This is a genomic window from Bradyrhizobium sp. DN3 (assembly GCF_041357655.1).
Lineage (GTDB): Bacteria > Pseudomonadota > Alphaproteobacteria > Rhizobiales > Xanthobacteraceae > Bradyrhizobium.
Map to the genome: position 1 here is coordinate 211,455 of NZ_JAULLN010000011.1, position 22,490 is coordinate 233,944.

At 64.3% G+C, this 22,490-nt stretch carries 23 protein-coding genes and 1 pseudogene; 8 read left to right on the forward strand and 16 right to left on the reverse strand.

Annotated features, from left to right (window positions below; translation table 11 throughout):
- Positions 1 to 84: 84 nt before the first annotated feature.
- Complete coding sequence (locus AAE027_RS18610; RefSeq protein WP_091888661.1) at positions 85 to 708, reverse strand: ParB-like protein; 624 nt, start codon at positions 706 to 708, stop codon at positions 85 to 87.
- Between the two features lie 304 nt (positions 709 to 1,012).
- Here AAE027_RS18610 and AAE027_RS18615 point away from each other — a divergent pair, with 304 nt between their 5' ends.
- The 6 genes from AAE027_RS18615 (at position 1,013) to AAE027_RS18640 (ending at position 5,779) form a co-directional block, all read left to right on the forward strand.
- Complete coding sequence (locus AAE027_RS18615) at positions 1,013 to 1,351, forward strand: hypothetical protein (RefSeq protein WP_091888663.1); 339 nt, start codon at positions 1,013 to 1,015, stop codon at positions 1,349 to 1,351.
- A gap of 221 nt (positions 1,352 to 1,572) precedes the next feature.
- Entirely contained in the window at positions 1,573 to 1,860 is a 288-nt protein-coding gene (locus tag AAE027_RS18620; RefSeq protein ID WP_007592476.1) for an acyl carrier protein, read from the forward strand.
- Between the two features lie 10 nt (positions 1,861 to 1,870).
- Positions 1,871 to 2,341 carry a 3-hydroxyacyl-ACP dehydratase FabZ family protein gene (locus AAE027_RS18625; RefSeq protein ID WP_370986736.1) on the forward strand — a complete coding sequence of 157 codons (471 nt, stop codon included), beginning with the start codon at positions 1,871 to 1,873 and terminating at the stop codon, positions 2,339 to 2,341.
- Positions 2,338 to 3,543 (forward strand): beta-ketoacyl-ACP synthase, encoded by a 1,206-nt coding sequence (locus AAE027_RS18630; protein ID WP_370986735.1) that lies wholly within the window; start codon positions 2,338 to 2,340, stop codon positions 3,541 to 3,543. The genes AAE027_RS18625 and AAE027_RS18630 overlap by 4 nt, the downstream gene beginning before the upstream one ends.
- A gap of 17 nt (positions 3,544 to 3,560) precedes the next feature.
- Positions 3,561 to 4,838: a beta-ketoacyl-ACP synthase gene (locus AAE027_RS18635; protein WP_128934463.1), complete on the forward strand. Its 1,278-nt coding sequence runs from the start codon at positions 3,561 to 3,563 to the stop codon at positions 4,836 to 4,838.
- A gap of 8 nt (positions 4,839 to 4,846) precedes the next feature.
- On the forward strand, positions 4,847 to 5,779 hold the full coding sequence (locus AAE027_RS18640; RefSeq protein WP_370986734.1) for a lipid A biosynthesis lauroyl acyltransferase: 933 nt from the start codon (positions 4,847 to 4,849) through the stop codon (positions 5,777 to 5,779).
- Between the two features lie 9 nt (positions 5,780 to 5,788).
- Here AAE027_RS18640 and AAE027_RS18645 read toward each other — a convergent pair whose 3' ends face one another.
- The 10 genes from AAE027_RS18645 to AAE027_RS18690 all read right to left on the reverse strand — a co-directional run bounded on the left by AAE027_RS18645 (position 5,789) and on the right by AAE027_RS18690 (position 16,326).
- The gene (locus tag AAE027_RS18645; RefSeq protein ID WP_244551153.1) at positions 5,789 to 6,178 is read right to left on the reverse strand and encodes a DUF5615 family PIN-like protein; all 390 of its coding nucleotides are present in this window, start codon (positions 6,176 to 6,178) and stop codon (positions 5,789 to 5,791) included.
- Positions 6,147 to 6,377 carry a DUF433 domain-containing protein gene (locus tag AAE027_RS18650; protein WP_091888676.1) on the reverse strand — a complete coding sequence of 77 codons (231 nt, stop codon included), beginning with the start codon at positions 6,375 to 6,377 and terminating at the stop codon, positions 6,147 to 6,149. Before AAE027_RS18650 ends, AAE027_RS18645 begins: the two co-directional genes overlap by 32 nt.
- Before the next feature lie 82 nt (positions 6,378 to 6,459).
- A complete protein-coding gene (locus AAE027_RS18655) occupies positions 6,460 to 7,572 on the reverse strand; it encodes a polyamine ABC transporter substrate-binding protein (protein WP_370986733.1) in 1,113 nt (370 codons plus the stop codon).
- 7 nt (positions 7,573 to 7,579) lie between these two features.
- Positions 7,580 to 8,758, reverse strand: coding sequence for an aminotransferase (locus tag AAE027_RS18660; RefSeq protein ID WP_370986732.1), 1,179 nt, complete (start codon positions 8,756 to 8,758; stop codon positions 7,580 to 7,582).
- An 8-nt stretch (positions 8,759 to 8,766) separates the two neighbouring features.
- Positions 8,767 to 9,093 (reverse strand): rhodanese-like domain-containing protein, encoded by a 327-nt coding sequence (locus AAE027_RS18665; RefSeq protein ID WP_027571677.1) that lies wholly within the window; start codon positions 9,091 to 9,093, stop codon positions 8,767 to 8,769.
- A 340-nt stretch (positions 9,094 to 9,433) separates the two neighbouring features.
- Positions 9,434 to 11,362, reverse strand: coding sequence for a potassium transporter Kup (locus AAE027_RS18670; RefSeq protein WP_370986731.1), 1,929 nt, complete (start codon positions 11,360 to 11,362; stop codon positions 9,434 to 9,436).
- 139 nt (positions 11,363 to 11,501) lie between these two features.
- Entirely contained in the window at positions 11,502 to 13,400 is a 1,899-nt protein-coding gene (locus AAE027_RS18675) for a potassium transporter Kup (protein WP_370986729.1), read from the reverse strand.
- A gap of 172 nt (positions 13,401 to 13,572) precedes the next feature.
- Positions 13,573 to 14,403 carry a flagellar motor protein MotB gene (locus AAE027_RS18680; RefSeq protein WP_370986728.1) on the reverse strand — a complete coding sequence of 277 codons (831 nt, stop codon included), beginning with the start codon at positions 14,401 to 14,403 and terminating at the stop codon, positions 13,573 to 13,575.
- Positions 14,404 to 14,426: 23 nt separating this feature from the next.
- Entirely contained in the window at positions 14,427 to 15,200 is a 774-nt protein-coding gene (locus tag AAE027_RS18685) for a motility protein A (RefSeq protein WP_018645542.1), read from the reverse strand.
- Positions 15,201 to 15,501: 301 nt separating this feature from the next.
- Complete coding sequence (locus tag AAE027_RS18690) at positions 15,502 to 16,326, reverse strand: SDR family NAD(P)-dependent oxidoreductase (RefSeq protein ID WP_370986727.1); 825 nt, start codon at positions 16,324 to 16,326, stop codon at positions 15,502 to 15,504.
- 100 nt (positions 16,327 to 16,426) lie between these two features.
- Between AAE027_RS18690 and AAE027_RS18695 the strand changes: the two genes are divergently transcribed.
- Complete coding sequence (locus tag AAE027_RS18695; protein ID WP_091888691.1) at positions 16,427 to 16,720, forward strand: hypothetical protein; 294 nt, start codon at positions 16,427 to 16,429, stop codon at positions 16,718 to 16,720.
- A 17-nt stretch (positions 16,721 to 16,737) separates the two neighbouring features.
- Here the strand turns inward: AAE027_RS18695 and AAE027_RS18700 are convergent, their stop codons facing one another.
- From AAE027_RS18700 to AAE027_RS18715, 4 genes and pseudogenes are all read right to left on the reverse strand, one after another.
- Entirely contained in the window at positions 16,738 to 17,457 is a 720-nt protein-coding gene (locus AAE027_RS18700) for an RraA family protein (RefSeq protein ID WP_370986726.1), read from the reverse strand.
- 122 nt (positions 17,458 to 17,579) lie between these two features.
- Complete coding sequence (locus AAE027_RS18705; protein ID WP_370986725.1) at positions 17,580 to 18,461, reverse strand: CDP-alcohol phosphatidyltransferase family protein; 882 nt, start codon at positions 18,459 to 18,461, stop codon at positions 17,580 to 17,582.
- Positions 18,462 to 18,547: 86 nt separating this feature from the next.
- Positions 18,548 to 19,261: pseudogene (locus AAE027_RS18710) on the reverse strand (phosphatidylserine decarboxylase); the annotation flags it as partial.
- Between the two features lie 72 nt (positions 19,262 to 19,333).
- Positions 19,334 to 21,292 carry an ABCB family ABC transporter ATP-binding protein/permease gene (locus AAE027_RS18715; RefSeq protein WP_370986895.1) on the reverse strand — a complete coding sequence of 653 codons (1,959 nt, stop codon included), beginning with the start codon at positions 21,290 to 21,292 and terminating at the stop codon, positions 19,334 to 19,336.
- Between the two features lie 201 nt (positions 21,293 to 21,493).
- Between AAE027_RS18715 and AAE027_RS18720 the strand changes: the two genes are divergently transcribed.
- Positions 21,494 to 22,099, forward strand: coding sequence for an LOG family protein (locus AAE027_RS18720; RefSeq protein WP_164934453.1), 606 nt, complete (start codon positions 21,494 to 21,496; stop codon positions 22,097 to 22,099).
- Positions 22,100 to 22,102: 3 nt separating this feature from the next.
- Here the strand turns inward: AAE027_RS18720 and AAE027_RS18725 are convergent, their stop codons facing one another.
- Positions 22,103 to 22,480 (reverse strand): VOC family protein, encoded by a 378-nt coding sequence (locus tag AAE027_RS18725; RefSeq protein ID WP_370986724.1) that lies wholly within the window; start codon positions 22,478 to 22,480, stop codon positions 22,103 to 22,105.
- Positions 22,481 to 22,490 lie beyond the last annotated feature (10 nt).

The following is a 22,490-nucleotide window of genomic DNA, read 5'->3' on the forward strand; positions in this document are numbered from 1 at the left end:
GCTTCATGCGGGCGGAAAATGATTTCGCTCAAGAGGCTGTGATGAGGTCCGGATTGCGGTACCTCATGCGGTACAGATGCGCGCCTAATCATCGTCCGCCGGCCCGCACCAGCCGGGCAGATAGATCGCATCCTTGCTTCTCGCCGAGGACAGGGCCTTCTCGAGCGCCTTGTCGAAATCGGCATCGATCACCTTGCGCGAGAGTTTTCGGCGCAGATAGTCGGCCCACAGGAATTCGGAGAACGGCGTCGTATCCTTGGCGAAGCCGCCGATGCGGCGGAGCTCGCCGGCGAGGCTGCGGAACGGGTCATCCTTGAGGTCGGCCACCGATTTCGGCAGGTCGCGGAACGGCCGCCTTTCGCCCTTGGCGTCATACGGATAGACCCAGCGCTTGTTGTCCATGACGCCCCAGAAGGCCTCGCGCTCGACCATTCTGAGGTCGCCAACGATGGTCACCAGCACGTCCTTGACGCCCTCGTCATGCAGCGCGCGGCCGAGATGATGATGGTCGATCACGTAATAGCGCAGGTCCGGACCGTAGACGACGGGGATCATGTGCTTGCCGAGCAGGTCGGCCTGCTTGTTGCTGTCGCGCTGGCGCCAGCGCTTGCGCTTCTCCTTGACCTCGCGCATGCCGACCGTCATCTGCGTCGGCCGAAGCGACAGGATCGGGACTGGATGCACTCTCGGCTCGCGCGTATTGGTCATGGTCGAACGGTCCCTTGCAATTGGTGGAAACAGGTTCCCTGGACTATGCCATGGTCCGTGGGGAGGCAAAATGCGTCGGGCTGCAGGCGGAGATCACAAGCCGATGTGGACGCGGGCATGAGCTCCGTGGCCGTTGTTGCAACGCAATCCGCGCATTCCTGACCGCGTCGCGGCCGGCTTTTTGACAGCGCCTATGCAGAATAGTGCGAACAGGAAATGCAGCTACGCGTTGAGAAGATTTTCTGCAACAGGTTCGTCGTGTGTGCTATCTAAAAATCGCTGCTTCGGAGTGATCCCCCGCCCCATGACAACCCAGCGGCCCATAAGCTCTGATGACGAGCACCGGGTGCTCCAGTTCAGGCCGCGCACCTCGCCTTCCCCGGTGGTTCGCCGGGGCAACGGCACCGTGCAGCAATTGCGCGCACCCGAGCCACTCGACCTGACCCGCTACGAGCAGCCCCGCACAGAGCCGGACGATTTCCGCCACCGCATGCTCGCCAATATCGCAGCGCTCGCCTTCACCATTGCGCTGACCGCGATCGGGATCTGGCTCGCCGTGAGCATCGCCGACCTGCGCCGGACCCAGGATTGCGTGCTGATGGGCCGCCGCGACTGCGTCAAGATCACGACGCCGCACATCTAGGCCCGGCTCGCCGCCCATCCCTCGGCGGACGGGCTGTGGCGGGCATCCCCAGCCCTGTCTGCTCGCCTACCCGGCTCCATTGAACTCAGGGCGGCGCTCCGATATACGGGCTTTCGACCCGGCCAGAGGGGGGTTTGAGGGCGTCATCAGGGGCGCGATGCCCACCCACCGCGCCACTCTGGAAATCTGACAAATACCTGCAATATATCAAAGGCTTAGTGATGTCTTCCACATTCGATCAGGTCGCCACGATCATCGCTGAAACCTGCGACATCCCGCGCGACACGATCACGCCGGATAGTCATGCCATCGATGATCTCGGCATCGACAGCCTCGATTTCCTTGATATCGCCTTCGCAATCGACAAGCAGTTCGGCATCAAGCTGCCGCTGGAAAAGTGGACCCAGGAGGTCAACGACGGCAAGGCGACCACTGAGCAGTATTTCGTGCTGAAGAACCTGTGCGCGCGCATCGACGAGCTCGTCGCGGCCAAGGGCGCGAGCGCCTAAGCGCGCGGCCATGCAACTCGAATACTTCCACATGATCGATCGTATCGTCGACCTCAAGGTCGACGAAAAGACGATCGTCGTCGAGGCCCAAGTCCCGAAGGAGAGCACCGTCTTCGAGGGGCACTTCCCAGGTTATCCCTTGATGCCCGGCGTGCTCCTGATCGAATCGATGGCGCAAGCCTCCGGCTGGCTTCAGCTCGGCGTGTTCAAGTTCGAGCGCATGCCGATCCTGGCCGCCGTGAAGGAGGCCAAGGTCCGCGGTTCGGTCTACCCGGGCGATCTCATGAGCATCGAAGCGAGCCTTACCCATGAAGGCTCGGGCTATGCCATGACCGAAGCCAAGATCAGGGTCGGCGGCAAGCTGCGCGCAAACTCGGCACTCACCTTCACACTGATCCCCTTCCCCAATGCGGATATGCGCAGCTACATGGACGCGTTCGCCAAGCGCATCGGCTTTCCGCAACAGACTGTATCGCCATGACTGAGACTGCTTCGAAGCCCACCCAGACGGAAGTCTGGATCACCGGCATTGGCCTTGCCACCTCGCTCGGCGAAGGGCTCGACGCCAACTGGGCCGCGCTCCAGGAGAAGCGCATCAATGTCGACGAGAAGGGCTTTGCGCCCTACATCGTGCATCCCTTGATGCCGGTCTCTTTCGACAGCCAGATTCCGAAGAAGGGCGACCAGCGCCAGATGGAAGCCTGGCAGCGTATCGGCACCTATGCCGCGGGCCTTGCGCTCGATTCCGCCGGGATCAAGGGCAACAAGGACATCCTGTCGAAGATCGACATGGTGATCGCCGCCGGCGGCGGCGAGCGCGACCTCAACGTCGACACCGGCGTGCTCACGGCCGAGGCCAAGGGCGCCAACGCGCCCGGCTTCCTCAACGAGCGGCTGATGAGCGATCTGCGCCCCACCCTGTTCCTGGCCCAGCTTTCCAACCTACTCGCCGGCAACATCGCCATCGTCCATGGTCTCGGCGGCACCTCGCGCACCTTCATGGGTGAAGAGGTCGCCGGCGCCGACGCCGCCCGCATTGCGCTCGCGCGCATTGCCTCGGGCGAGAGCGACATCGCGTTGGTCGGCGGCTCGCACAATGGCGAGCGCAAGGACCTGCTGGTTCTCTACGAATTCGGCGACTTCAACCTGAAGGACAAGTTCGCTCCGGTTTGGGCGCGCAAGGACCATCCCGGCTTCGCGCTCGGTTCGGCCGGCGCCTTCCTGGTGCTGGAATCGCGGGCGCATGCAGAGGCGCGCGGCGCCAAGCCGTTCGCGAAGCTGTCGAGCGTCGTTGCCGACCTCGCCCGGCGCAAGCAGGGTGGCGACATGACTGCGACGCTGGAGAAGCTTTGGGAAAAGCTGCCCAAGCGCGCGGGCAAGGGCGCGATCATATCGGGCGCGACCGGCGCCGAGCCCGCGACCTCGGAAGAGCGCAGCTTCCTGAAGAACCATGCCGAGCTCCCGGTGCGCTCGACCGGCACGATGTTCGGTCACACCATGGAAACGCAATTCCCGCTCGGCATTGCCCTCGCCGCACTGTCGATCTCGCGCGGCGCGCTGTTCCCGCCGAATGATTCGACGGGGACCGAGATTGAAATGCAGGGCGCACCCACCCAGATCGTGGTGGTAGGGGCCGGACACTGGCGCGGCGAAGGCATGGCGCTGGTCGAGGCAGTGAGCTAGCTGAAGCGGGGAACGACATGACTGCACCACGCGACAAATTCGGGCGTCCCGTCGTCGTCGTCACCGGCATGGGCATCATGACCTCGCTCGGCGCCGGCAAGGCCGACAATTGGGCGAAGCTGGTCGCCGGCGAATCCGGTATTCGCACCATCACGCGCTTTCCGATCGACGGCCTCAGGACCACGATGGCCGGTACGGTGGATTTCGTCAGCGTCGATCCGTTCTCCTCCACCGCGCTCTCGGAGCGGATGGCCGAGCTGGTGACGGAGGAAGCGCTCGAGCAGGCCGGCATCGGCGCCAAGGCGGATTTCCCTGGTCCCCTCTTCCTCGCGGTTGCACCGGTCGAGGTCGAATGGCCGCAGCGTCGCGAACTCGGTCGCGCCGTCGGCCAGCTCGACATCACCTATGACGATCTGCTGCGCATTTCCGGCGGCGGCAAGTACAGCGCCTACCATCATCGCTTCATGTTCGGCTCTGTCGCCGCGCATCTCGCCGAGACGTTCGGCACCAAGGGCTCGCCGATCTCGCTGTCGACGGCCTGCGCCTCGGGCGCGACCTCGATCCAGCTCGGCGTCGAGGCGATCCGCCGCGGCGAGACAGACGCCGCGCTGTGCGTCGCGACCGACGGTACCGTGAACCCGGAAGCGCTGGTGCGCTTCTCGCTGCTTTCGGCGCTGTCGACCCAGAACGATCCGCCGCAGGCGGCCTCCCGCCCCTTCTCCAAGAACCGCGATGGTTTTGTGATGGCCGAAGGCGCCGGCGCCCTGGTGCTCGAAAGCTACGAGGCGGCGACTGCGCGCGGCGCAAAGATCCTCGGCGTGATCGCCGGCTGCGGCGAGCTCACCGATTCCTTCCATCGCACCCGCTCCTCGCCCGACGGCAAGCCGATCATCGGCTGCATGAACAAGACGCTGGCCGATGCCGGCATGACGCCGGACCAGATCGACCACATCAACGCGCACGGCACCTCGACACCCGAAAACGACAAGATGGAGTTCAACACGACATCGGCCGTGTTCGGCGAGCTCGCGCAGAAGATTCCGGTCACCTCCAACAAGTCGATGGTCGGCCACACCATCTCGGCGGCAGGCGCGGTCGAGGCGATCTTCTCGCTGCTCACGCTCGAGCACCAGCGCATCCCGCCGACGATCAACTACGAGACCCCGGATCCGACAATCCTGTTCAACGTCGTCGGCAACAAGGCGCGCGATGCCCGCGTCACTGCGGTGATGTCGAACTCGTTTGGCTTCGGCGGCCAGAACGCCTCGCTGATCCTGACTCGCGAACCGGCCTGACCGGACGCATGGCGCTGCTGACTGCGAGGACGAAAGCCCGCGCGCGGGAGGCTGCCAAATCGATCGGAGGCAGCCTGATCGGCGCCGCCACGGTCGGCCTGCTGCGCACCACGCGCTATTTCGATCCGGCCAAGACCTCGGATTTTTTCGCACGCGTCGTGAAAATGATCGGGCCGCGCCTGCGCGAGCATCGCATCGGCCGCGCCAACCTCACCGCGGCCTTCCCCGAGAAGTCGCCGGAAGAGATCGAAAATATCCTGATGGGCGTGTGGGACAATCTCGGCCGCGTCGGCGCCGAGTTCGCCCATATCGACCATGTCTGGGATTATGACCGCGATCACCCGGAAAAGAGCCGGATCGAATTGTCGCCGCGCAGCATCGAGTTGTTCGACCAGATCCGCGACGACGGCAAGCCTGCGCTGATCTTCGCCGCGCATCTCGCCAACTGGGAATTGCCGGCGCTCGCCGCCGTCGCGCATGGGCTGGATACCGCGATCCTCTATCGCCGGCCGAACATCGCCTCTGCCGACCGCATCATCCAGGAGATGCGTCAGGTCAACATGGGCACGCTGATCCCTGCGGGGCGCGACGCGCCGCTTCGCCTTGCGCAGGCGCTGAAGGACGGCAAGCACGTCGCCATGCTGATCGACCAGTACCTCACCGCCGGCGTCGAGGTCACCTTCTTCGGGCGCAAGACCCGCGCCAACCCGATGCTGGCCCGCCTGCTGCGCCAGATCGAATGCCCGATCCACGGCGTCCGCATCATACGCCTGCCCGGTGGCCGCTTTCGCGGCGAGCTGACCGAGGAGATCAAACCGGTCCGCGATGCTGACGGCAAGATCGACATCCAGGGTACGACGCAGGCGATCACGAGCGTCGTGGAAAGCTGGGTGCGCGAGCATCCCGAGCAGTGGCTGTGGTTGCATAGAAGGTGGCGGTAGGCGCGGACGTTACTTGGCAAGAGGTCGCATTCGGACTCGACCGGGCTCGATCACCGAGAAATGTCCCGCCCAATCGTCACGACCCAAGACCAGATCGGCGATCACTTTGCCGATCCGCCCAGGAGCAGGCGGAGGAACACGCAAGAGCACGATGCCGCATGTGGAGGGAAGCGAAGACGCTTTCGCCAGCTCCCCAAAATCCTTGTCGAAGGTGAGCAAGATTCGTCTTTCTTTCGACGCTTGCGCCAACACTTCGTGGTCGCTGCTGCCGGGTGCAGACGTCCTGATCCAGACGACATCATGACCAGACGCACGAAGTGCGGCTACTGCGGAACCAGGAAAATTCTCATCGGCCAGGAAGCGCATCTCAGGCAGCGCTTGGATGAACCCTTTCGACACTCAGCGAATCGCGTGCGTAAGCCAGGCACGCAAGAATGTCGTCGCGTGAAATGCCGGGGTAATTGGCCAAGATGTCGGCCTCGCTCCAGCCGTCCGCCATCAACCCAATGATGAACTCCACCGCAATGCGCGTCCCGGTGATCACCGGCTTGCCGGCAAGCACATCAGGCGCAAGCGAGATGCGAGGATGATCCGTCATTGCTCAAGGCCTAGTCTGTTCAGCTGAGGCAGATAATACACCAATTCGGGCGGGATAGCGAATTTGGAACCTGCCTTTCGATCTACCTTCCCGTCTTCACCTTGGTCCAGAGCCTATTGATGATGCGCTGGGTCGCCGGCTCGCGCGCCGTGATGACGAACAGTTTTGAGAGCGTCGCCTCGTCCGGATAGATGTTCTTGTCGTTCAGGATCTTCGGATCGACCAGCTTCTGGCTGGCGAGGTTGCCGTTGGCGTAGGACAGGAAGTCCGAGTTCTTGGCGGCGACGTCGGGCCGGTAGAGATAGTTGATCAGCGCGTAGGCCTCATTGATGTTCTTGGCATCCGCGGGGATCGCAAAATTATCGAAAAACATCTGCGCGCCCTCCTTCGGGATCGCATAGCCGATCTCGACGCCGCTCTTGGCTTCGGCGGCGCGGGCGCGGGCCTGCATGATGTCGCCGGACCAGCCGACCACGAAGCAGATCTCGCCGGTGGCGAGTGCGCTTAGATATTCGGAGGAGTGGAACTTGCGCACGGACGGGCGGACCTTGGCGACGGCGTCGGCGGCCTTCTCGAGGTCGGCCTGCTTGGTCGAGTTCGGATCGAGCCCGAGATAGTTCAGCGCCGCCGGAAAGATGTCGTCGGCGGAGTCGAGCATGTGCACGCCACAGTCTTTGAATTTGGCGAGGTTCTCCGGCTTGAAGACGATGTCCCAGCTGTCGATCTTCGCGTCCGGTCCCAGGATCTGCTTCACCTTGGCGACGTTGTAGCCGATGCCCGTCGTGCCCCACATGTAGTTGGCGGCGTAGACATTGCCGGGATCGTAGGTCGCAAGATGCTTGGTCACCATCGGCCAGGCATTGGCGAGGTTCGGCAGCTTCGACTTGTCGAGCTTCTGGAAGATGTTGGCCTTGATCTGGCGCTGCAGGAAATAGGCGGTGGGCACCACGACGTCATAGCCGGACTTGCCGGCCATCAGGCGTGTCTCCAGCGTCTCGTTGGCATCGAAGGTGTCGTAGACCACCTTGATGCCTGTCTCCTTGGTGAAGGCCTCAAGGACATCCGGCGCCATGTAGTTGGACCAGTTGTAGAAGTTGACGACCCGCTCCTCGGCCTTGGCGGGAGCGGAGAGCAACGTCAGCGCTGCGGCGATTGCAAGACCGAGGCAAAGCCTGGAGCGGCCGACGTTTGTCATCTCAAATCTACCTCTTGCGGCCGCGCACCGCGTCCGACAGCCGCTCCAGTGCGGTGTCGAGGGTCTCGTCCTTCTTGGCAAAACAGAAGCGCACCACGGATGTCACCGGGTCCTGCTCGTAGAAGGCCGAGACCGGGATCGCCGCCACCTTGTAATCCCTGACGATCCGCCAGCAGAACTCGGTGTCGCTCTCGTTGAGTCCGAGCGGCGACAGGTCGACGGTGAGGAAGTAGGTGCCTTGCGACTTCAGCACGGGGAAGCCGAGGCTCTCCAGCCCCCTGGTCAGACGGTCCCTGCTCCGCGTCAAATCCTTGCGCATCGACAGGAAGTAGTCGTCGGATTTGCCGAGGCCGTAGGCGACGGCGGCCTGCAGGTTCGGCGCGGTGGTGAAGGTCAGGAACTGGTGCACCTTGGCAGCGACGCGCAACAGGGGCGGCGCGGCGCAGACGAAGCCGATCTTCCAGCCCGTCAGCGAGAAGATCTTGCCGGCCGAGCCGACCTTGATGGTGCGCTCGCGCATGCCGGGAATGGTGATCAGCGGGATGTGCTTGTGCTCGTCGAAGGTGACGTGCTCCCAGACTTCGTCGCAGATCGCGATGACGTCGAACTCCTGGCAGTAGCGCGCCAGCAGTTCGAGGTCCTCGCGCGGATACACCACCGCGGAGGGATTCAAGGGGTTGTTGAACAGCACCGCCTTGGTCTTTGAATTGAAGACGCTTTTCAGCATGTCCTCATTCAACCGCCAATGCGGCGGCTCGAGGCGGACGAGGCGCGGAATGCCGCCGGCCTGGCGGATGATCGGCAAATAGGAATCATAGACCGGCTGGAAGCAGACCACCTCGTCGCCAGGCTGGACCACCGCGAGAATCGCCGAGGTCAGCGCCTCGGTGCCGCCGGAGGTCACCATCACCTCGCTCATCGGATCGAGCTTGAGCCCGTGCCAATGGCCGTAATGGGTCGCGATCGCCTGGCGCAGCTCCGGCAGGCCCATCATCGAGGGGTACTGATTGTAGCCGTTCAGCGAGGCCTCGGCCGCGGCGCGGCGGATGTCCTCGGGGCCGGGATCGTCAGGAAAGCCCTGGCCGAGATTGATGGCGGCATTGTCGCGCGCGGCCTGCGACATCGCCTCGAAGATGGTGACGGGAAGGTCGGCGAAGACCTTGTTCAGCGAAGAGCTCTTGGTCATCGGGTGGGTTAGCCACCGACCTTGCTGGGAAGACCGGCCGCCTTCCAGCCCAGCATGCCGCCGGCCAGATGCTTGTCGTAAGGCAGGCCCGCCGCCTGCGCGGCCAGCGAGGCCGTCACCGAGCGTTTGCCCGAGCGGCAGGCGAACACGACCTCCTTGCCTTGCGGATCAGGGATCGCCTTGGGATCGAAGGTCGAGAGCGGAACCACGACGCCATAGGGATAGGCTTCGGCCTGAACCTCGTTCGGCTCACGGACATCGACAAGCAGATAGCGCCCTTCCGCGACACCTTTGGAGACCTCGTCCGGGGTCAGATCCTGTACCTGATTTGCCACATCATCCTCCAACGTCGCAGGCATATACCGGGGCGCCCCCGGCCGGCGGGCAACCTCGCCTCTCGGGACGCGAAAATCAAGCGCTACAAAGGCTTGAGCCGCGCGGCGCAAGTTAAAGCTAAATCGCAGCGACTTGAAGTGCGGGTTTCAGATGCTGGAAGCTCCTGCTTCAACTGCCGCCACGCATTCGGTGTCATTCCCCGCGAAGGCGGGGAATCCAGTACGCCGCGGCTCCTCGGTTCTAGCCGCACCGTCTCTGGAATACTGGATCGCCCGGTCCAGTGCGCAAGTGCGCACAAGGCTGGGCGATGACAGCGCGGACGAGGCGCCAGCTCAGACGCTAGATCGTCACCTGCGTGCCGACCTCGACCACGCGGCCTGAGGGGATCTGGAAATAGTCAGTGGCATCGTTCGCCGAGCGGCTCAGCGAAATGAACAGCCGGTCCTGCCAGCGCGGCATACCGGAATGCGCGGCGGGCTTCAGCGCCCTCCGCGACAGGAAGAACGAGGTCGACATGATGTCGAACTGCCAGCCGAGCTTGCGGGCGATCGCCAGCGCCTTGGGCACGTTGGGCGATTCCATGAAGCCGAACTTCAGCGTCACCTTGGAGAAGGTCGGCGAGATCTGCTCCAGCCTCACCCGCTCGGCCGGGTCGATGCGCGGGGTCTGCGCGGTCTCGATGGTGAGAATGACGTTCTTCTCGTGCAGCACCTTGTAGTGCTTCAGACTATGCATCAGCGCGGTCGGCGCGCTGAGCGGGTCCGAGGTCAGGAACACGGCGGTGCCCGGCACGCGCTGGGGCGGCCGCTTCTCCAGCATTGCCACGAGGTCGGCAAGCGGGAACTCGAGCTTGCGTGACTTATCGAACAGCAGCCGGCTGCCGCGCCGCCACGTATACATCAGGAGGATCATGAGCGCGCCGAGCGCCAGCGGCACCCAGCCGCCCTCGAACACCTTCAAGAGGTTCGCAGTCAGGAAGGTCAGATCGAGGAACAAGAACGGCGCGATCAGCGCGCCAGCGGCGAGCGACGACCACCGCCACCCCTTCCAGATCACCACAAAGCCCATCATCGCGGTGACCACCATGGTGCCGGTAACGGAGATGCCGTAGGCCGACGCCAGCGCGCTGGAGGAGCGGAACAGGAGCACCAGCAGCACCACCGCGACCAGCAGCAACTGGTTGATGCGCGGGATGAAGATCTGGCCGGAATGGGCTTCCGACGTATGGCGAATTTCGAAGCGCGGCAGCAGCCCAAGCTGGATCGCCTGGCGCGTCAGCGAATAGGCACCGGTGATCACCGCCTGGCTCGCGATCACGGTCGCCATGGTGGCCAGCACGACCATGCTGCCGCGGAAAAAGCCTTGCGGAAACAGCTGGAAGAACGGGCTGACGATCGCGCCGGGATCGCCGAGCACGAGAGCGCCCTGCCCCAGATAGTTCAGTGCCAGCGACGGCAGCACGATGAACAGCCAGGCGGTCTGGATCGGTCGCTTGCCGAAATGGCCAAGGTCGGCATAGAGCGCCTCGGCGCCGGTCACAGCCAGAAACACCGCACCCAGCGTGATGAAGCCGATGATGCCATGGTGCAGCATGAATGACACGGCGTAGAGGGGGTTCAACGCGAGCAGCACCTGCGGCTGCTGGATAATCGGATGGATCGCCGCCGCCGCGAGGACTGCGAACCAGACGCACATGATCGGCCCGAAGAACGCCGCAACGCGCGCCGTGCCGCGTGACTGCACGGCGAACAGACAAACCAGGATCACGACGGTCAGCGGAACGATGTAAGGCTCGAACGTCAGGGTGACGTCCTTCATGCCTTCGATCGCCGACAGCACCGAGAGCGCTGGTGTGATCACGGCATCGCCGTAGAACAGGGCGCCGGAGATGATGCCGAGTAGGACAATGGTCGCCCCGCCCGTGCCGACCGCGCGCTGGGCCAGTGCCATCAGCGCGAGCGTGCCGCCCTCGCCATTGTTGTCGGCGCGGAGCAGGATCACGACATATTTGAGCGTCACCACGATGATGAGCGCCCACAGGATCAGCGAGAGCACGCCGAGCACCGCCGCAGGCGTCGGCACCCCCTCCGCGCCTGAGGCGGCCATCACCGCCTCGCGGAATGCGTAGAGCGGGCTGGTGCCGATGTCGCCATAGACGACGCCGATGCTGCCAAGCGTCAGCGCGCCGAAGCCGGCTGTGGTGTGGGCGTCGCCATGCCCGTTGGCCGCCGCCGTCTCCGGGGCGGGAACTGCTACGTCACTGGTCATGGGAGAGCCCGATGGCCTCAAAATGCTTCACTGCACAACGGCGGAAGAGCGCGCGGGCTTATAGTCCTGCGCTGCTGGCATAGCCTAGCCCGATTCTGGGCCCTTACCATGCAAATTAGCATAGGTCCGCCAATTGCGGTCAAATGGTGACTTGGGTGCCGACTTCAACCACCCGCCCGGTGGGAATTTGGAAATAGTCGGTAGCGTCATTGGCGGACCGGCTCAGCGCAATGAAGAGATGGTCCTGCCAGAGCGGCATGCCCGATTGCGCCGAGGCCTTCAGCGACCTCCGCGACACGAAGAACGACGTCGACATGATGTCGAACTGCCAACCCTGCTTGCGCGCGATCGCGAGCGCCTTGGGCACGTTCGGCTGCTCCATGAAGCCGAAGCGCAGGCGGACCTTCGAGAATTTGTCGCTGATCTTCTCCATGCGGAACCGCTCCGACAGGTCGACCCGCGGCGTATGCGCGGTCTCGATGGTCAGGATCACGTTGTGCTCGTGCAGCACCTTGTTGTGCTTGAGATTGTGCAGCAGCGCGGTCGGCACGAAGGCAGGGTCGCTGGTCAGGAACACCGCGGTGCCCTTGACGATGTGCGGCGGCCGCTTCTCCAGGCTCCGGATCAGATCGTCCAGCGGCACCTCGATCCGGCGCGTCTTCTGGATCAGGATTCCCGAGCCGCGCCGCCAGGTCCAGATCGTCCCCGCCATGAGCACGCCGAACAGCAGCGGCACCCAGGCGCCTTCGAGCAGCTTGAGCAGGTTGGCGCTGAAGAAGCTCATATCGACGACGACGAAGGGCACGATGACGGCAGCGGCAGTGGCGGCGCGCCAGTTCCACAATTTCCAGATCACGATGAAGCCCATGATGCCGTCGGCGACCATGGTGGTGGAGACCGCGATGCCATAGGCCGAAGCCAGATTGCTGGGGGTGTGGAACAGCAGCACCAGCAGCATCACGCCGATCAGCAGCAACCGATTCACGCGCGGCAGATAGATCTGGCCAGCGTGAGTCTCGGAGGTGTAGCGCACCTCGAAGCGTGGCAGCAGGCCGAGCTGCACCGCCTGATAGACCAGCGAATAGGCGCCGGTGATCACCGCCTGGCTCGCGATCACCGTGGCGGCGGTCGCAAGCCCGACCAGCGGCAGCACCAGACCTTCAGGCACCATGCGATAGAAGGAATGCTCGATCGCGCTGGGATCGGACAGCACCAGCGCGCCCTGCCCGAAATAGTTGATCAAGAGCGCGGGCAGCACGAAGAACATCCAGGCCGACTGGATCGGCTTGCGGCCGAAATGCCCGAGATCGGCATAGAGCGCCTCGCCGCCGGTCACCGCCAGGAACACGGCGCCGAGCGTCACAAGGCCAATCGTGCCGTGCGACAGCAGGAATTGCAGCGCGTAGTAGGGATTGATCGCTGCCAGCACCGAGGGATCGTCGGCGATGTGGACGGCGCCCATCACCGCAAGGCAGGTGAACCAGACCACCATCACCGGCCCGAAGGCGGAGGCCACCAGCGCTGTACCCCTTCTCTGGACCGCGAACAGCAGCGCCAGGATGAGAACAGTGAGCGGCACGACATAGTGCTCGAACGCAGGGGTTGCGAGCTTGAGGCCCTCGACCGCCGAGAGCACCGATATCGCCGGCGTGATCATGGAATCGCCGATGAACATGGAGGCGCCGACCACGCCGAGCGCGAGCAGGAACCAGCTCCGTCGCCCCAGCGCGCGCTGGCCGAGCGCCATCAGCGAGAGCGTGCCGCCCTCCCCGTTGTTGTCGGCGCGCAGCAGCAGCAGGACATATTTGGCAGTGACGACAATCAGCAGCGCCCACAGGATCAGCGAGAGTACGCCGAGCACCATGACCCGTGAGACCGGCTCGCCATGGGCCGCGCCCCTGACGGCCTCATGGAATGCGTAGAGCGGCGAGGTGCCGATGTCGCCGAAGACGACGCCGATGCTCCCGAGCGTGAGGGACCAAAAGCCCGCGGTGACCGGCCCTTCCTGGGTCTCAGCCGATGTGATGCTCGCCGTCATGAGGGTGGAAAACGCTTCGTCCCTGAATTTGATCCGGCGCCTTTTGACGCTTCCGGCGTGCCTGTCAATCGGCACCCCACCTTAGCAGGCGCCGGGGCGGATGCTGTGACGGCGCGGCCACGCCGTCACCTGCGCAACGACATGCCTCAGGTAAGATGGTAGCGCAAGGGGCCTACGGCTTCAGATTCGGCGGCAGTGGCGGATCTTCGCGCATCAGGGTGATGGTCACCCGCCGGTTGGCTGCGAGCGAGGGATCGTCCGGAAACAGCGGCTGGGTGTCCGCCTTGCCGGAAACAGCGAAGATGTGCGACGGCGGCAGGCCCTCGCGTTCGAGGATCTGGCGCACGGCATTGGCGCGATCGGCCGACAGATCGAAAGCGCCGTAGTCGCTGCGGACCGGCACGAAACCCGCCGCGGTGTGGCCGGCGATGGAGACGCGCAGCGGCGTCGCCTTGAGCGGGACAGCGAGCTTCTCGACCAGGCGGCGGGTGCGGTCATACGGCACCTTGGAGCCGTCGGCGAACATCGAGCGGCCGTCCTGGTCGACGATCTCAAGGTTGAGGCCCTGCTTGGTCTCCTCGAACATGATGTGCTTGGACATCTCGGTCAGTTCCGGCATGTCCTGCAACGCCTGGCGCAGCGAGGCCGCAGCGAGCGCGAAATTGCGGTCGACCTTGATCTTCGCCCCCGAGGTTCGGTCGCGGTCCTCGTGGTCGGGCGTCGGCGTGTTGGAGGCATCCTCGGGCTGGATGTGGTCGACGTTCTTCAGCCGCGGACGGGTCGGCAGACCGTCGGACTCGACGATGCCGGCATAGCGCGCCTCGCTCTGCACGCCGAAGGCGTCGCGCATCGATCCGGCGACGATCTTCAGCTTGTTGGCATCCTGGGTCGAGAAGGCGACGAGCATCACGAAGAAGCTCATCATCAGGCCCATCAAGTCGGCGAAGGTCACGAACCAGCCGTGACCGCCGCCGTGGGCATCGCCGCGTTTCTTCTTGGCCATGGCCTAAATCCGGATGCGCGCGATCAGGCCGGCACCGGCTCACCCTCGGCGTGACGATGCTTCTCCGGCAGATAGGCCAGCAGCATTTCACGCACCAGGGTCGGGCTCTTGGAGTCGCGGATCATCAGGATGCCGTCGATGATCAGGGTGCGATTGGTCTCTTCATCGAGCAGCTTGCCGTGCAGCTTGTCGGCGATCGGCAGACAGAACAGGTTCGCCACCAGCGCGCCGTAGAGGGTGGCGAGCAGCGCGGTCGCCATGAACGGGCCGAGCTTGGAAGGGTCTGTCATGTTGGCGAACATCTGCACCATGCCGATCAGCGTGCCGATCATGCCGAAGGCCGGGGCGCAGTCGCCGATGGCACGGTAGATCTTGCTGCCCTCGTCCAGATGCATCAGGAAATTGTCGCGGTCGCGCTCGAGATTGTCGCGGATGAAGTCGAGGTCGTAGCCGTCAGCGACGTAGCGGATACCCTTGGCGAGGAAGGGCTCGTCGGTCTCGACCTTTTCCAGACCCACCGGGCCTTGCTTGCGGGCAATCTCGGCGATGCGGGCGAGCTCGTCGACGAGGTCGTGGGCCGACAGGCGGCTCATGGTGAAAGCGAATTTGGCGCCGAGCGGAAGGCCGTGCAGGAGCGCCGAGAGCGGGAAGCGGATCATGGTGGCGGAGATCGAGCCGCCGAAGATGATGATCATGGCATGTTCGGAGATGAACATGTGGAGATCGCCACCCATGAAGATCATCGCGGTGATGACGATGATGCCGGCCGTGAGCCCAACGCCCGTCATGATATCCATGGGAGACTCCAACGCGTACGCAACAACGGCCGTCCTGGCCGCTGGCGCGGCCCAACCCCGAACCGCAGCGGAAACCCTAGAGCGCCGCCCTTAAAGCCGCGTAAAGGTTAAGTCCGGACAGTGGGGTACGCCGTGCTGCAGGCGCTGCGATTGCCGGCCGGCGGCAGGAATCTCAACATTTCGCTAACCATAACCGGCCGCGCTAGCATGATCCGGAAAAGTGTGCAGCGGTTTTCCGAAAAGATCATGCTCAAACAATAACCTAAAGCGCGATGACGATTCATCCTGATCTCATCGCGCTTTAGGGCGATAGCCCCGTCAGCTCCAGGCTGAGCGCGCGCAGGCGCTTGCGTGCGTCGGCATCGTAGGCCTGCGGATTTGCGCGTGCCTCGTTCATGCCGTTGAAAAACAATCCGCTTCTATCAGCGACGTCGTCGCCCTCGACGAGGTGCAGGATCGCCGTACCGCCTTGCTCCACCGTAGACATCGGCGTGATGCCGCCGGCGCGCACCATCGTGGTGTTCATGTAGGTCGCGGGATGCAGCGCGTTCACGGTGATGCCAGTGCCCTTCAATTCCCGCGCCAGATCGATCGTGAACATGATCTGCGCGAGCTTGCTCTGCGCATAGGCGCGCGAGCCGCTGTAGCCCCTGGTGATCATGACGTCGTCGAAATCGATCGGGTGCTGTCCGAGCGAGGCGACGTTGACGATGCGCGACGGCGCCGCCGTCTTCAACAATGGCAGCACCAGATGGACGAGCAGGAAACCGGAGAGATAGTTCACGGCAAATCGCAGCTCGTGACCGTCGGCACTGACCTGCCGCTGCGGCCCGTCATTCTGCGAGCCAATGCCGGCATTGCTGACCAGGACGTCGAGGCACTGGTGATCACGCGTCACGGCCTCCGCCAGCGCACGCGTGCCCGACATCGATGACAGGTCGGCCTGGTAGAAAGTCGGCGCGACACCGCCGGGCTTGACGATCTCGTCGCTCAACGTCTTCGCACGCGCCGCGTCGCGGCCATGAATCAGGACGCTCGCACCTTCTTCAGCCAGCCGGCGCGCAACGTAGCGGCCGACGCCGTCGGTCGAGCCGGTGATCAGAACCGTTTTGCCCTTCATCCTCATTACGCGTCCTCCGACTGCGGCCCTGCGTCACATCGGTGACGCGTCATCATGCGGTATTCTCTGGCCGTGCGGCATGCTCCATCGCAGGAGCCGATTTGCCATGTTGACGTTGTTCAGTCTTCTCACCGCGCTGCCCGCGGTGTTAGCGCTCCACCTGCTCGAGCCGGAACTGGTTCTGCCGGCATTCAGCGTCCTGCTTTTTGTCGAGGCCGGCTTCGCCGTGATCGCGGCGCGCTTGATTCATCTCCCGGACAATGCGGACAACATCACCCTGTGGGATCTTGCCGGCGGCTTCACCCTGATCGGATGCGCCGCCGCGGTGTTCGGCGAGCCGGATCAGGCCGCCCTGCTTCTGACGGAACAAGGCGACCCACGGCCGGCATCGCCGCCGTAGGCCGCTTCGTCACGCGTTTAGTGAATCTCCGCCGAACGCTTCAGCGCGGCCTTCAGCTTCTCCAGCGAGAAGTCGGGACTGCGGGCGATCTCCAGGATCGGCGTCTCGCGGCGGCCGCAGAGCTCGGCGGCCTCGGGCAGCTTTGCCGCGACGTCGAGCGGGATCACGATGGCGCCGTGCTGGTCGGCATGGATCAGATCGTCCGACTTCACGGTCATGCCGGCGACGCGCACCTCACCGCCAAAGCTCTCGGCATGCACCCAGGCATGCGAGGGACCGATCGAGCCGGCGAGTGCCTGGAAACCAGGGGCCCATTGCGGGATGTCGCGGATCGAGCCGTCGGTGATGACGCCGAGACAGCCGAGCGCCTTGTGCACGTTGCTCTGCACCTCGCCCCAGAACGCGCCGTAGCCGACGTCAGGACCGTCGATGTCCTGGATCACCAAGATGCGCGGACCGTGGCCGGTGCCGACATATTCGTAATACTCGATGCGGCGCTTGGACTGCTCCTCGGCGGGAAGCGAGGATTTCAACACCGAGCGGATCGCAACCGTGCGGGCATAGCCGACGATCGGCGGCAAATCGGGGAACGGACAGACCAGCTGCTTGGTGGTGTAGCCGATCAGCCGTCGCTCCGGCGCCACGATCTCCATGGCATTGCAGATCGTCGGCGTGTCGTAGCGGCCCAGCGCTTCGAGGACGGAAGCGGGCAGCGGCCCGGTCGCGGAATTGGTCACGGCGTTCTCTCCCACATTGGCGGCCGCTGTTGGCGCGGTGCCGCCGGCACAGGGCGATATAGCCGAGATCAGGCTTCAACCCAACTCGGCGCGCCTCATGGCAGATATCCGCGTGTGGCCGCTTAGTGCAGCCGTCCGGGCCGGTCGTCGTCGTGCGGCGGCTCCGACAAATTCGCCAGCGTCGGTGCCGAAGGCGGTGACGGGACCTGGCCTCCCGCCGGCGCGGTGGTTTCCATCGCACGCGCCTGATCGCGGTAGGATTTGTAGCCGAGCGGCAGGCAGAGCAGATAAAGCACCGTGCCGATCGACAGCACGTGCCAGGGATAGGCGATCAAGATCGCAATAAAGACGATCACGGCGACGAACGCCGGCAGCACCAGCTCGGGCGGCACGCGCATGCGCTTGGTCTTGCCGGAGAACACCGGCAGGCGCGACACCATCAGGAAGGCGATAAGAAGCGTATAGGCCGCCGTTACCGCCGCCGGCCAGCGCCCGAGATCGAGGAACGCGACATAGATCGGCAGCAGCACGGTGATCGCGCCGGCCGGCGCCGGCACGCCGGTGAAGAAATTGGCGGCGAAGGCCGGCTTGTTGGGATCGTCCATGGTGGCGTTGAAACGCGCCAGGCGTAGACCGCCGGAGATCGCGAACACCATCGCCGCGATCCAGCCGGCATTGCCGAGTTCGTGCAGCTGCCAGAAATACAGCATCAGGCCGGGCGCCACGCCGAAATTGACGAAATCGGCGAGGCTGTCGAGCTCGGCGCCGAATTTGGACTGGCCCTTGATCATGCGCGCGATGCGGCCGTCGATGCCGTCGAGTGCCGCCGCGAACACGATGGCGTAGACGGCGAGCGACATCCGCCCCTCGATCGACAGCCGGATCGAGGTCAGGCCGGCGCAAATCGCCAGCAGCGTGATGACGTTGGGCACCAGCATCCGCACCGGAATCGGACGGAACCGTCGCCGGCGCGTGTCAGGATCTCTCAAATCGTAGGGCGTCATGGCTCGTCCTCACCTCAAGGCGAGATATAGCAAGCCGCGCTCCCCTCCGCCATTGCGGCGGAAGGGCCACATGCACCGACTATTGGTTAATTGGCGCGATAGCTGCGGCTCGGGTCATCCCCGGCAAGATCGGCCAAAATCGTCTCGCCGGCGATCGCGGTCTGCCCTTCGGATACCAGCGCCTTGGTGCCAACAGGCAAATAGACGTCGAGGCGCGAGCCGAAGCGGATCAGCCCGAAGCGCTCACCGGCACCGATCGCCTGCCCCTCCTTGACGAAGCAGACGATGCGCTTGGCCACGAGGCCGGCGATCTGGATCACGCCGATCCGCGCCGTCGGTGTCGTGATCACCAGTGAGTTGCGCTCATTGTCCTCGCTCGCCTTGTCCAGCTCGGCATTGATGAACAGGCCGGGCCGGTAGGCGATACGGTCCACCCTGCCCGCTACGGGAGCGCGATTCACGTGGCAGTTGAACACGCTCATGAACACCGAGATGCGCGGCAATGGCCGGTCGCCGAGCCCGAGCTCGGCCGGCGGCAGCGCCATGGTGATCATCGAGATGCGGCCGTCCGCCGGTGACACCACAAGCCCCTCGCGCACGGGCGTGATGCGGACAGGATCGCGGAAGAACAGCGCGCACCACACGGTCAGGATCGTGCCGATCCACCCCAGAGGGGACCACAGCCAGAACAGGATCAGGCTTGCCAGCGCAAAGCCGCCGATGAAGGGATAGCCCTCCTTGTGGATCGGCGGGATCTGACGCTGGATCGAATCGAGAATGGACATCGCTCTCTGCCGCTGAAGGGTTGACGGCGCACGGGGCCGTCCCGCGCGGTGGAGTTGTTTAGGCCAGAGTTGGGATAGGAGACAAGGTCACTCCGCCGCCGCGGGCGCCGTCAGGGCATCATTGACCGGCGGCGGCTCCCGGTTGGGCGCCGCGCTGGTGTCCGCCATCTTGGCCAGTTTCTCCCGCGCCGCCTCGGCCTCGCGCTGCCTGTTCCACATGCTGGCATAGAGGCCGCCCTGCGCGAGCAGCCTTGCGTGGGTGCCGCGCTCGGCGATGCGGCCCTGATCCAGCACGATGATCTCGTCGGCGCCGACGATGGTGGAGAGCCGGTGCGCGATCACCAGCGAGGTGCGGTTCTTGGCCACGCGGTCGAGTGCGCCCTGGATCTCGTGCTCGGTGTGGGTGTCGAGCGCGGAGGTGGCCTCGTCGAGCACCAGGATCGGCGGGGCCTTGAGCACGGTGCGCGCGATCGCGACGCGCTGCTTCTCGCCGCCGGACAGCTTCAGGCCGCGCTCGCCGACCTGGGTCTCGTAGCCCTTCGGCGCCAGGCGGATGAAATGGTCGATCTGCGCCAGCCGCGCCGCCTCCTCGACCTCGGCATCGCTGGCGTCCCAGCGGCCGTAGCGGATGTTGTAGCGGATGGTGTCATTGAACAGCACGGTATCCTGCGGCACCATGCCGATCGAGGCGCGCAGCGAACCCTGCGTGACCTTGCGAATGTCCTGGCCGTCGATCAGGATCTTGCCGCCGGAGACATCGTAGAGACGAAAGAGCAGGCGCGAGATCGTCGACTTGCCCGCGCCCGACGATCCCACGATCGCAACCGTCTTGCCAGCCGGCACCTCGAAGCTGATGCCCTTCAAGATCGGCCGCGTCGGCTCATAGGCAAAGCGCACGTCCTCGAAGCGCACGGTGCCGGCGGAGACGACCAGCGGCTGCGCATCGGGCGCGTCCTTGATTTCGGCCTCGCGGCCCAGCACACCAAACATTTTCTCGATGTCGATGATCGCCTGCTTGATCTCCCGATAGACCATGCCCATGAAGTTCAGGGGCTGATAGAGCTGGATCATCATGGCGTTGACCAGCACGAAATCGCCGACCGTGTTGGTGCCGTTGCGCACGCCGATCGCGCACATCAGCATGGTCGCGGTCAAGCCGAGCGTGAAGATGACGGCCTGGCCGGTGTTGAGCACCGCGAGCGAAGTATAGGTGCGGACGCTCGCCTCCTCGTACCGCTCCACCGACTTGTCGTAGCGTCGTGCCTCGCGCGCTTCGGCGCCGAAATACTTCACCGTCTCGTAGTTGAGCAGCGAGTCGATCGCCTTGGTGTTCGCCTCGGTGTCGGAATCGTTCATCTTGCGGCGGATGCCGATCCGCCACTCGGTCGCGATGTAGGTGTAGTACATGTAGAACGTGACCGTGATCAGGGTCGCGACCACGTAGCGCCAATCGAACTGCCAGAGCAGCACGGCCATCAGCAGCGAGACCTCGACGATGGTCGGGATCAGCTGCAGGATCACCATGCGCACGATGACCTCGATGCCCTCGCGGCCGCGCTCGAGCACGCGCGTCAGACCGCCGGTCTTGCGCTCGAGGTGGAAGCGCAGCGACAGCTCGTGCATGTGAATGAAGGTGATGGTCGCCAGCTTGCGCACCGCATGCATGGCGACGCGCGCGAAGATGCCGTCGCGCCATTGCGTCAGCACCGCCATCAGGATGCGCATCGCGCCGTAGCTCGCGGTGAGCAGCAGCGGTGGGGCGATCACCCAAAGATGCCAATTGTCCGCCAGCACCGGCGCGGTGTTGGCGCCGGTCAGCGCATCCGTCGCCCATTTGAAGCTGAACGGCACGGCGAGCGTGATCAGCTTGGCGGCGAGCAGCAGCACCAGCGACCAGACCACCCGCATCTTCAGATCGAAGCGGTCGCCCGGCCAGATATAGGGCCACAGATGCGCCAACGTGCCCATCAGCGTGGCCCGCTCCAGTGGTCCCCCCGCAGGAGGATCAGGAACGTCGGCGCCGTCGAACGATTGAGGTTGGTCCATCAAGAAGCCTGAAAGCCCGCCGGATGCGGGCGTCGCTACCATTAACGATTTTCGTTCGTCATATAGAGCCTTCCCGATGTCCGCGCACCCCGCCAGATGGCGAATCTTTGATTGTTTATCGCCATTTACCGGTAGATTTCCGGGTGATCCGAATCACCGATTGGGCTTGACGCCTCTTCGTTGCAATGCATCATGGCACCAATGAGCACAATCAAAACCGTCTGTGTCTATTGCGGCTCCGGCCCAGGAACCAATCCCCGCTTCACCGAAGGCGCCAAGGCATTCGGCAAGGCACTCGCCGAAAACAACATCCGCCTGGTCTATGGCGGCGGCTCGCTCGGCCTGATGGGCGCGGTCGCAACCTCCGTGCTCGATCACGGCGGCACCGTCACCGGCATCATCCCCGACTTCCTGCGGCTGCGTGAAAACGCGCTGACGCGCGTGCAAGAGATGATCGTCACCCCCGACATGCACGAGCGCAAGCGGCTGATGTTCGAACGCTCCGACGCCTTCGTGGCGCTGCCGGGCGGCGTCGGCACGCTGGAGGAGCTGGTCGAGCAAATGACCTGGAAGCAGCTCGGCCGTCACGCCAAGCCGGTGCTGCTCGCCAACATCGACAATTTCTGGGAGCCGCTATTCTCGCTGCTGTCGCACATGCGCCAGACCGAGTTCATCCGCGCCGGCCTTTCGATCGACATCCTCAAGGCCGATCGGGTCGAAGAGATTCTGCCGAAGCTGAAGACGGCAGCCGCCCAGGTCGCCGAGGCAGAAAAGCAGCTCGCCCCGGAAGTGGCACGCAGGCTTTAACGGCTACTCGCTCGGAAACGTCACCGCCTCGATCCGGTTACCGTCGGGGTCGGCGACGAACGCCGCGTAATAGCGCACGCGATCGTGCGGGCGGATGCCCGGCGCGCCGTCGGAGGCACCGCCGGCCGACAGCGCGGCGGCGTGAAACGCGTCGACCTCACCGGTCGTCTTCGCCCGCAGGCAGATGTGCACGCCGCTCTCCGGCGCGACGCGCGGCATGCCCTCGCGCAAGTTGATCCAGAACTCCGGATAGGCCTTGCCGAAGCCGATAGTCCGCGGCCGCGTCACCAGGCGCGTGAGGCCGAGTGCGGCAAGCGCGACCTCATAGAATTTAGCGGCGCGATCGAGATCGCTGACGCCGACGGAGATGTGGTCGATCATTGGTCGCGCT

Excerpts from the sequence above, each read along its gene's own strand:
- AAE027_RS18670 (WP_370986731.1), bottom strand. The coding sequence starts at position 11,362 with ATGACCAGTGACGTAGCAGTTCCCGCCCCGGAGACGGCGGCGGCCAAC.
- AAE027_RS18685 (WP_018645542.1), bottom strand. The coding sequence starts at position 15,200 with ATGGATATCATGACGGGCGTTGGGCTCACGGCCGGCATCATCGTCATC.
- AAE027_RS18615 (WP_091888663.1), top strand. The coding sequence starts at position 1,013 with ATGACAACCCAGCGGCCCATAAGCTCTGATGACGAGCACCGGGTGCTC.
- AAE027_RS18720 (WP_164934453.1), top strand. The coding sequence starts at position 21,494 with ATGAGCACAATCAAAACCGTCTGTGTCTATTGCGGCTCCGGCCCAGGA.
- AAE027_RS18655 (WP_370986733.1), bottom strand. The coding sequence starts at position 7,572 with ATGACAAACGTCGGCCGCTCCAGGCTTTGCCTCGGTCTTGCAATCGCC.
- AAE027_RS18650 (WP_091888676.1), bottom strand. The coding sequence starts at position 6,377 with ATGACGGATCATCCTCGCATCTCGCTTGCGCCTGATGTGCTTGCCGGC.
- AAE027_RS18695 (WP_091888691.1), top strand. The coding sequence starts at position 16,427 with ATGTTGACGTTGTTCAGTCTTCTCACCGCGCTGCCCGCGGTGTTAGCG.
- AAE027_RS18610 (WP_091888661.1), bottom strand. The coding sequence starts at position 708 with ATGACCAATACGCGCGAGCCGAGAGTGCATCCAGTCCCGATCCTGTCG.
- AAE027_RS18630 (WP_370986735.1), top strand. The coding sequence starts at position 2,338 with ATGACTGAGACTGCTTCGAAGCCCACCCAGACGGAAGTCTGGATCACC.
- AAE027_RS18715 (WP_370986895.1), bottom strand. The coding sequence starts at position 21,292 with ATGGACCAACCTCAATCGTTCGACGGCGCCGACGTTCCTGATCCTCCT.
- AAE027_RS18660 (WP_370986732.1), bottom strand. The coding sequence starts at position 8,758 with ATGACCAAGAGCTCTTCGCTGAACAAGGTCTTCGCCGACCTTCCCGTC.
- AAE027_RS18625 (WP_370986736.1), top strand. The coding sequence starts at position 1,871 with ATGCAACTCGAATACTTCCACATGATCGATCGTATCGTCGACCTCAAG.
- AAE027_RS18675 (WP_370986729.1), bottom strand. The coding sequence starts at position 13,400 with ATGACGGCGAGCATCACATCGGCTGAGACCCAGGAAGGGCCGGTCACC.
- AAE027_RS18635 (WP_128934463.1), top strand. The coding sequence starts at position 3,561 with ATGACTGCACCACGCGACAAATTCGGGCGTCCCGTCGTCGTCGTCACC.
- AAE027_RS18725 (WP_370986724.1), bottom strand. The coding sequence starts at position 22,480 with ATGATCGACCACATCTCCGTCGGCGTCAGCGATCTCGATCGCGCCGCT.
- AAE027_RS18690 (WP_370986727.1), bottom strand. The coding sequence starts at position 16,326 with ATGAGGATGAAGGGCAAAACGGTTCTGATCACCGGCTCGACCGACGGC.
- AAE027_RS18640 (WP_370986734.1), top strand. The coding sequence starts at position 4,847 with ATGGCGCTGCTGACTGCGAGGACGAAAGCCCGCGCGCGGGAGGCTGCC.
- AAE027_RS18680 (WP_370986728.1), bottom strand. The coding sequence starts at position 14,403 with ATGGCCAAGAAGAAACGCGGCGATGCCCACGGCGGCGGTCACGGCTGG.
- AAE027_RS18705 (WP_370986725.1), bottom strand. The coding sequence starts at position 18,461 with ATGACGCCCTACGATTTGAGAGATCCTGACACGCGCCGGCGACGGTTC.
- AAE027_RS18620 (WP_007592476.1), top strand. The coding sequence starts at position 1,573 with ATGTCTTCCACATTCGATCAGGTCGCCACGATCATCGCTGAAACCTGC.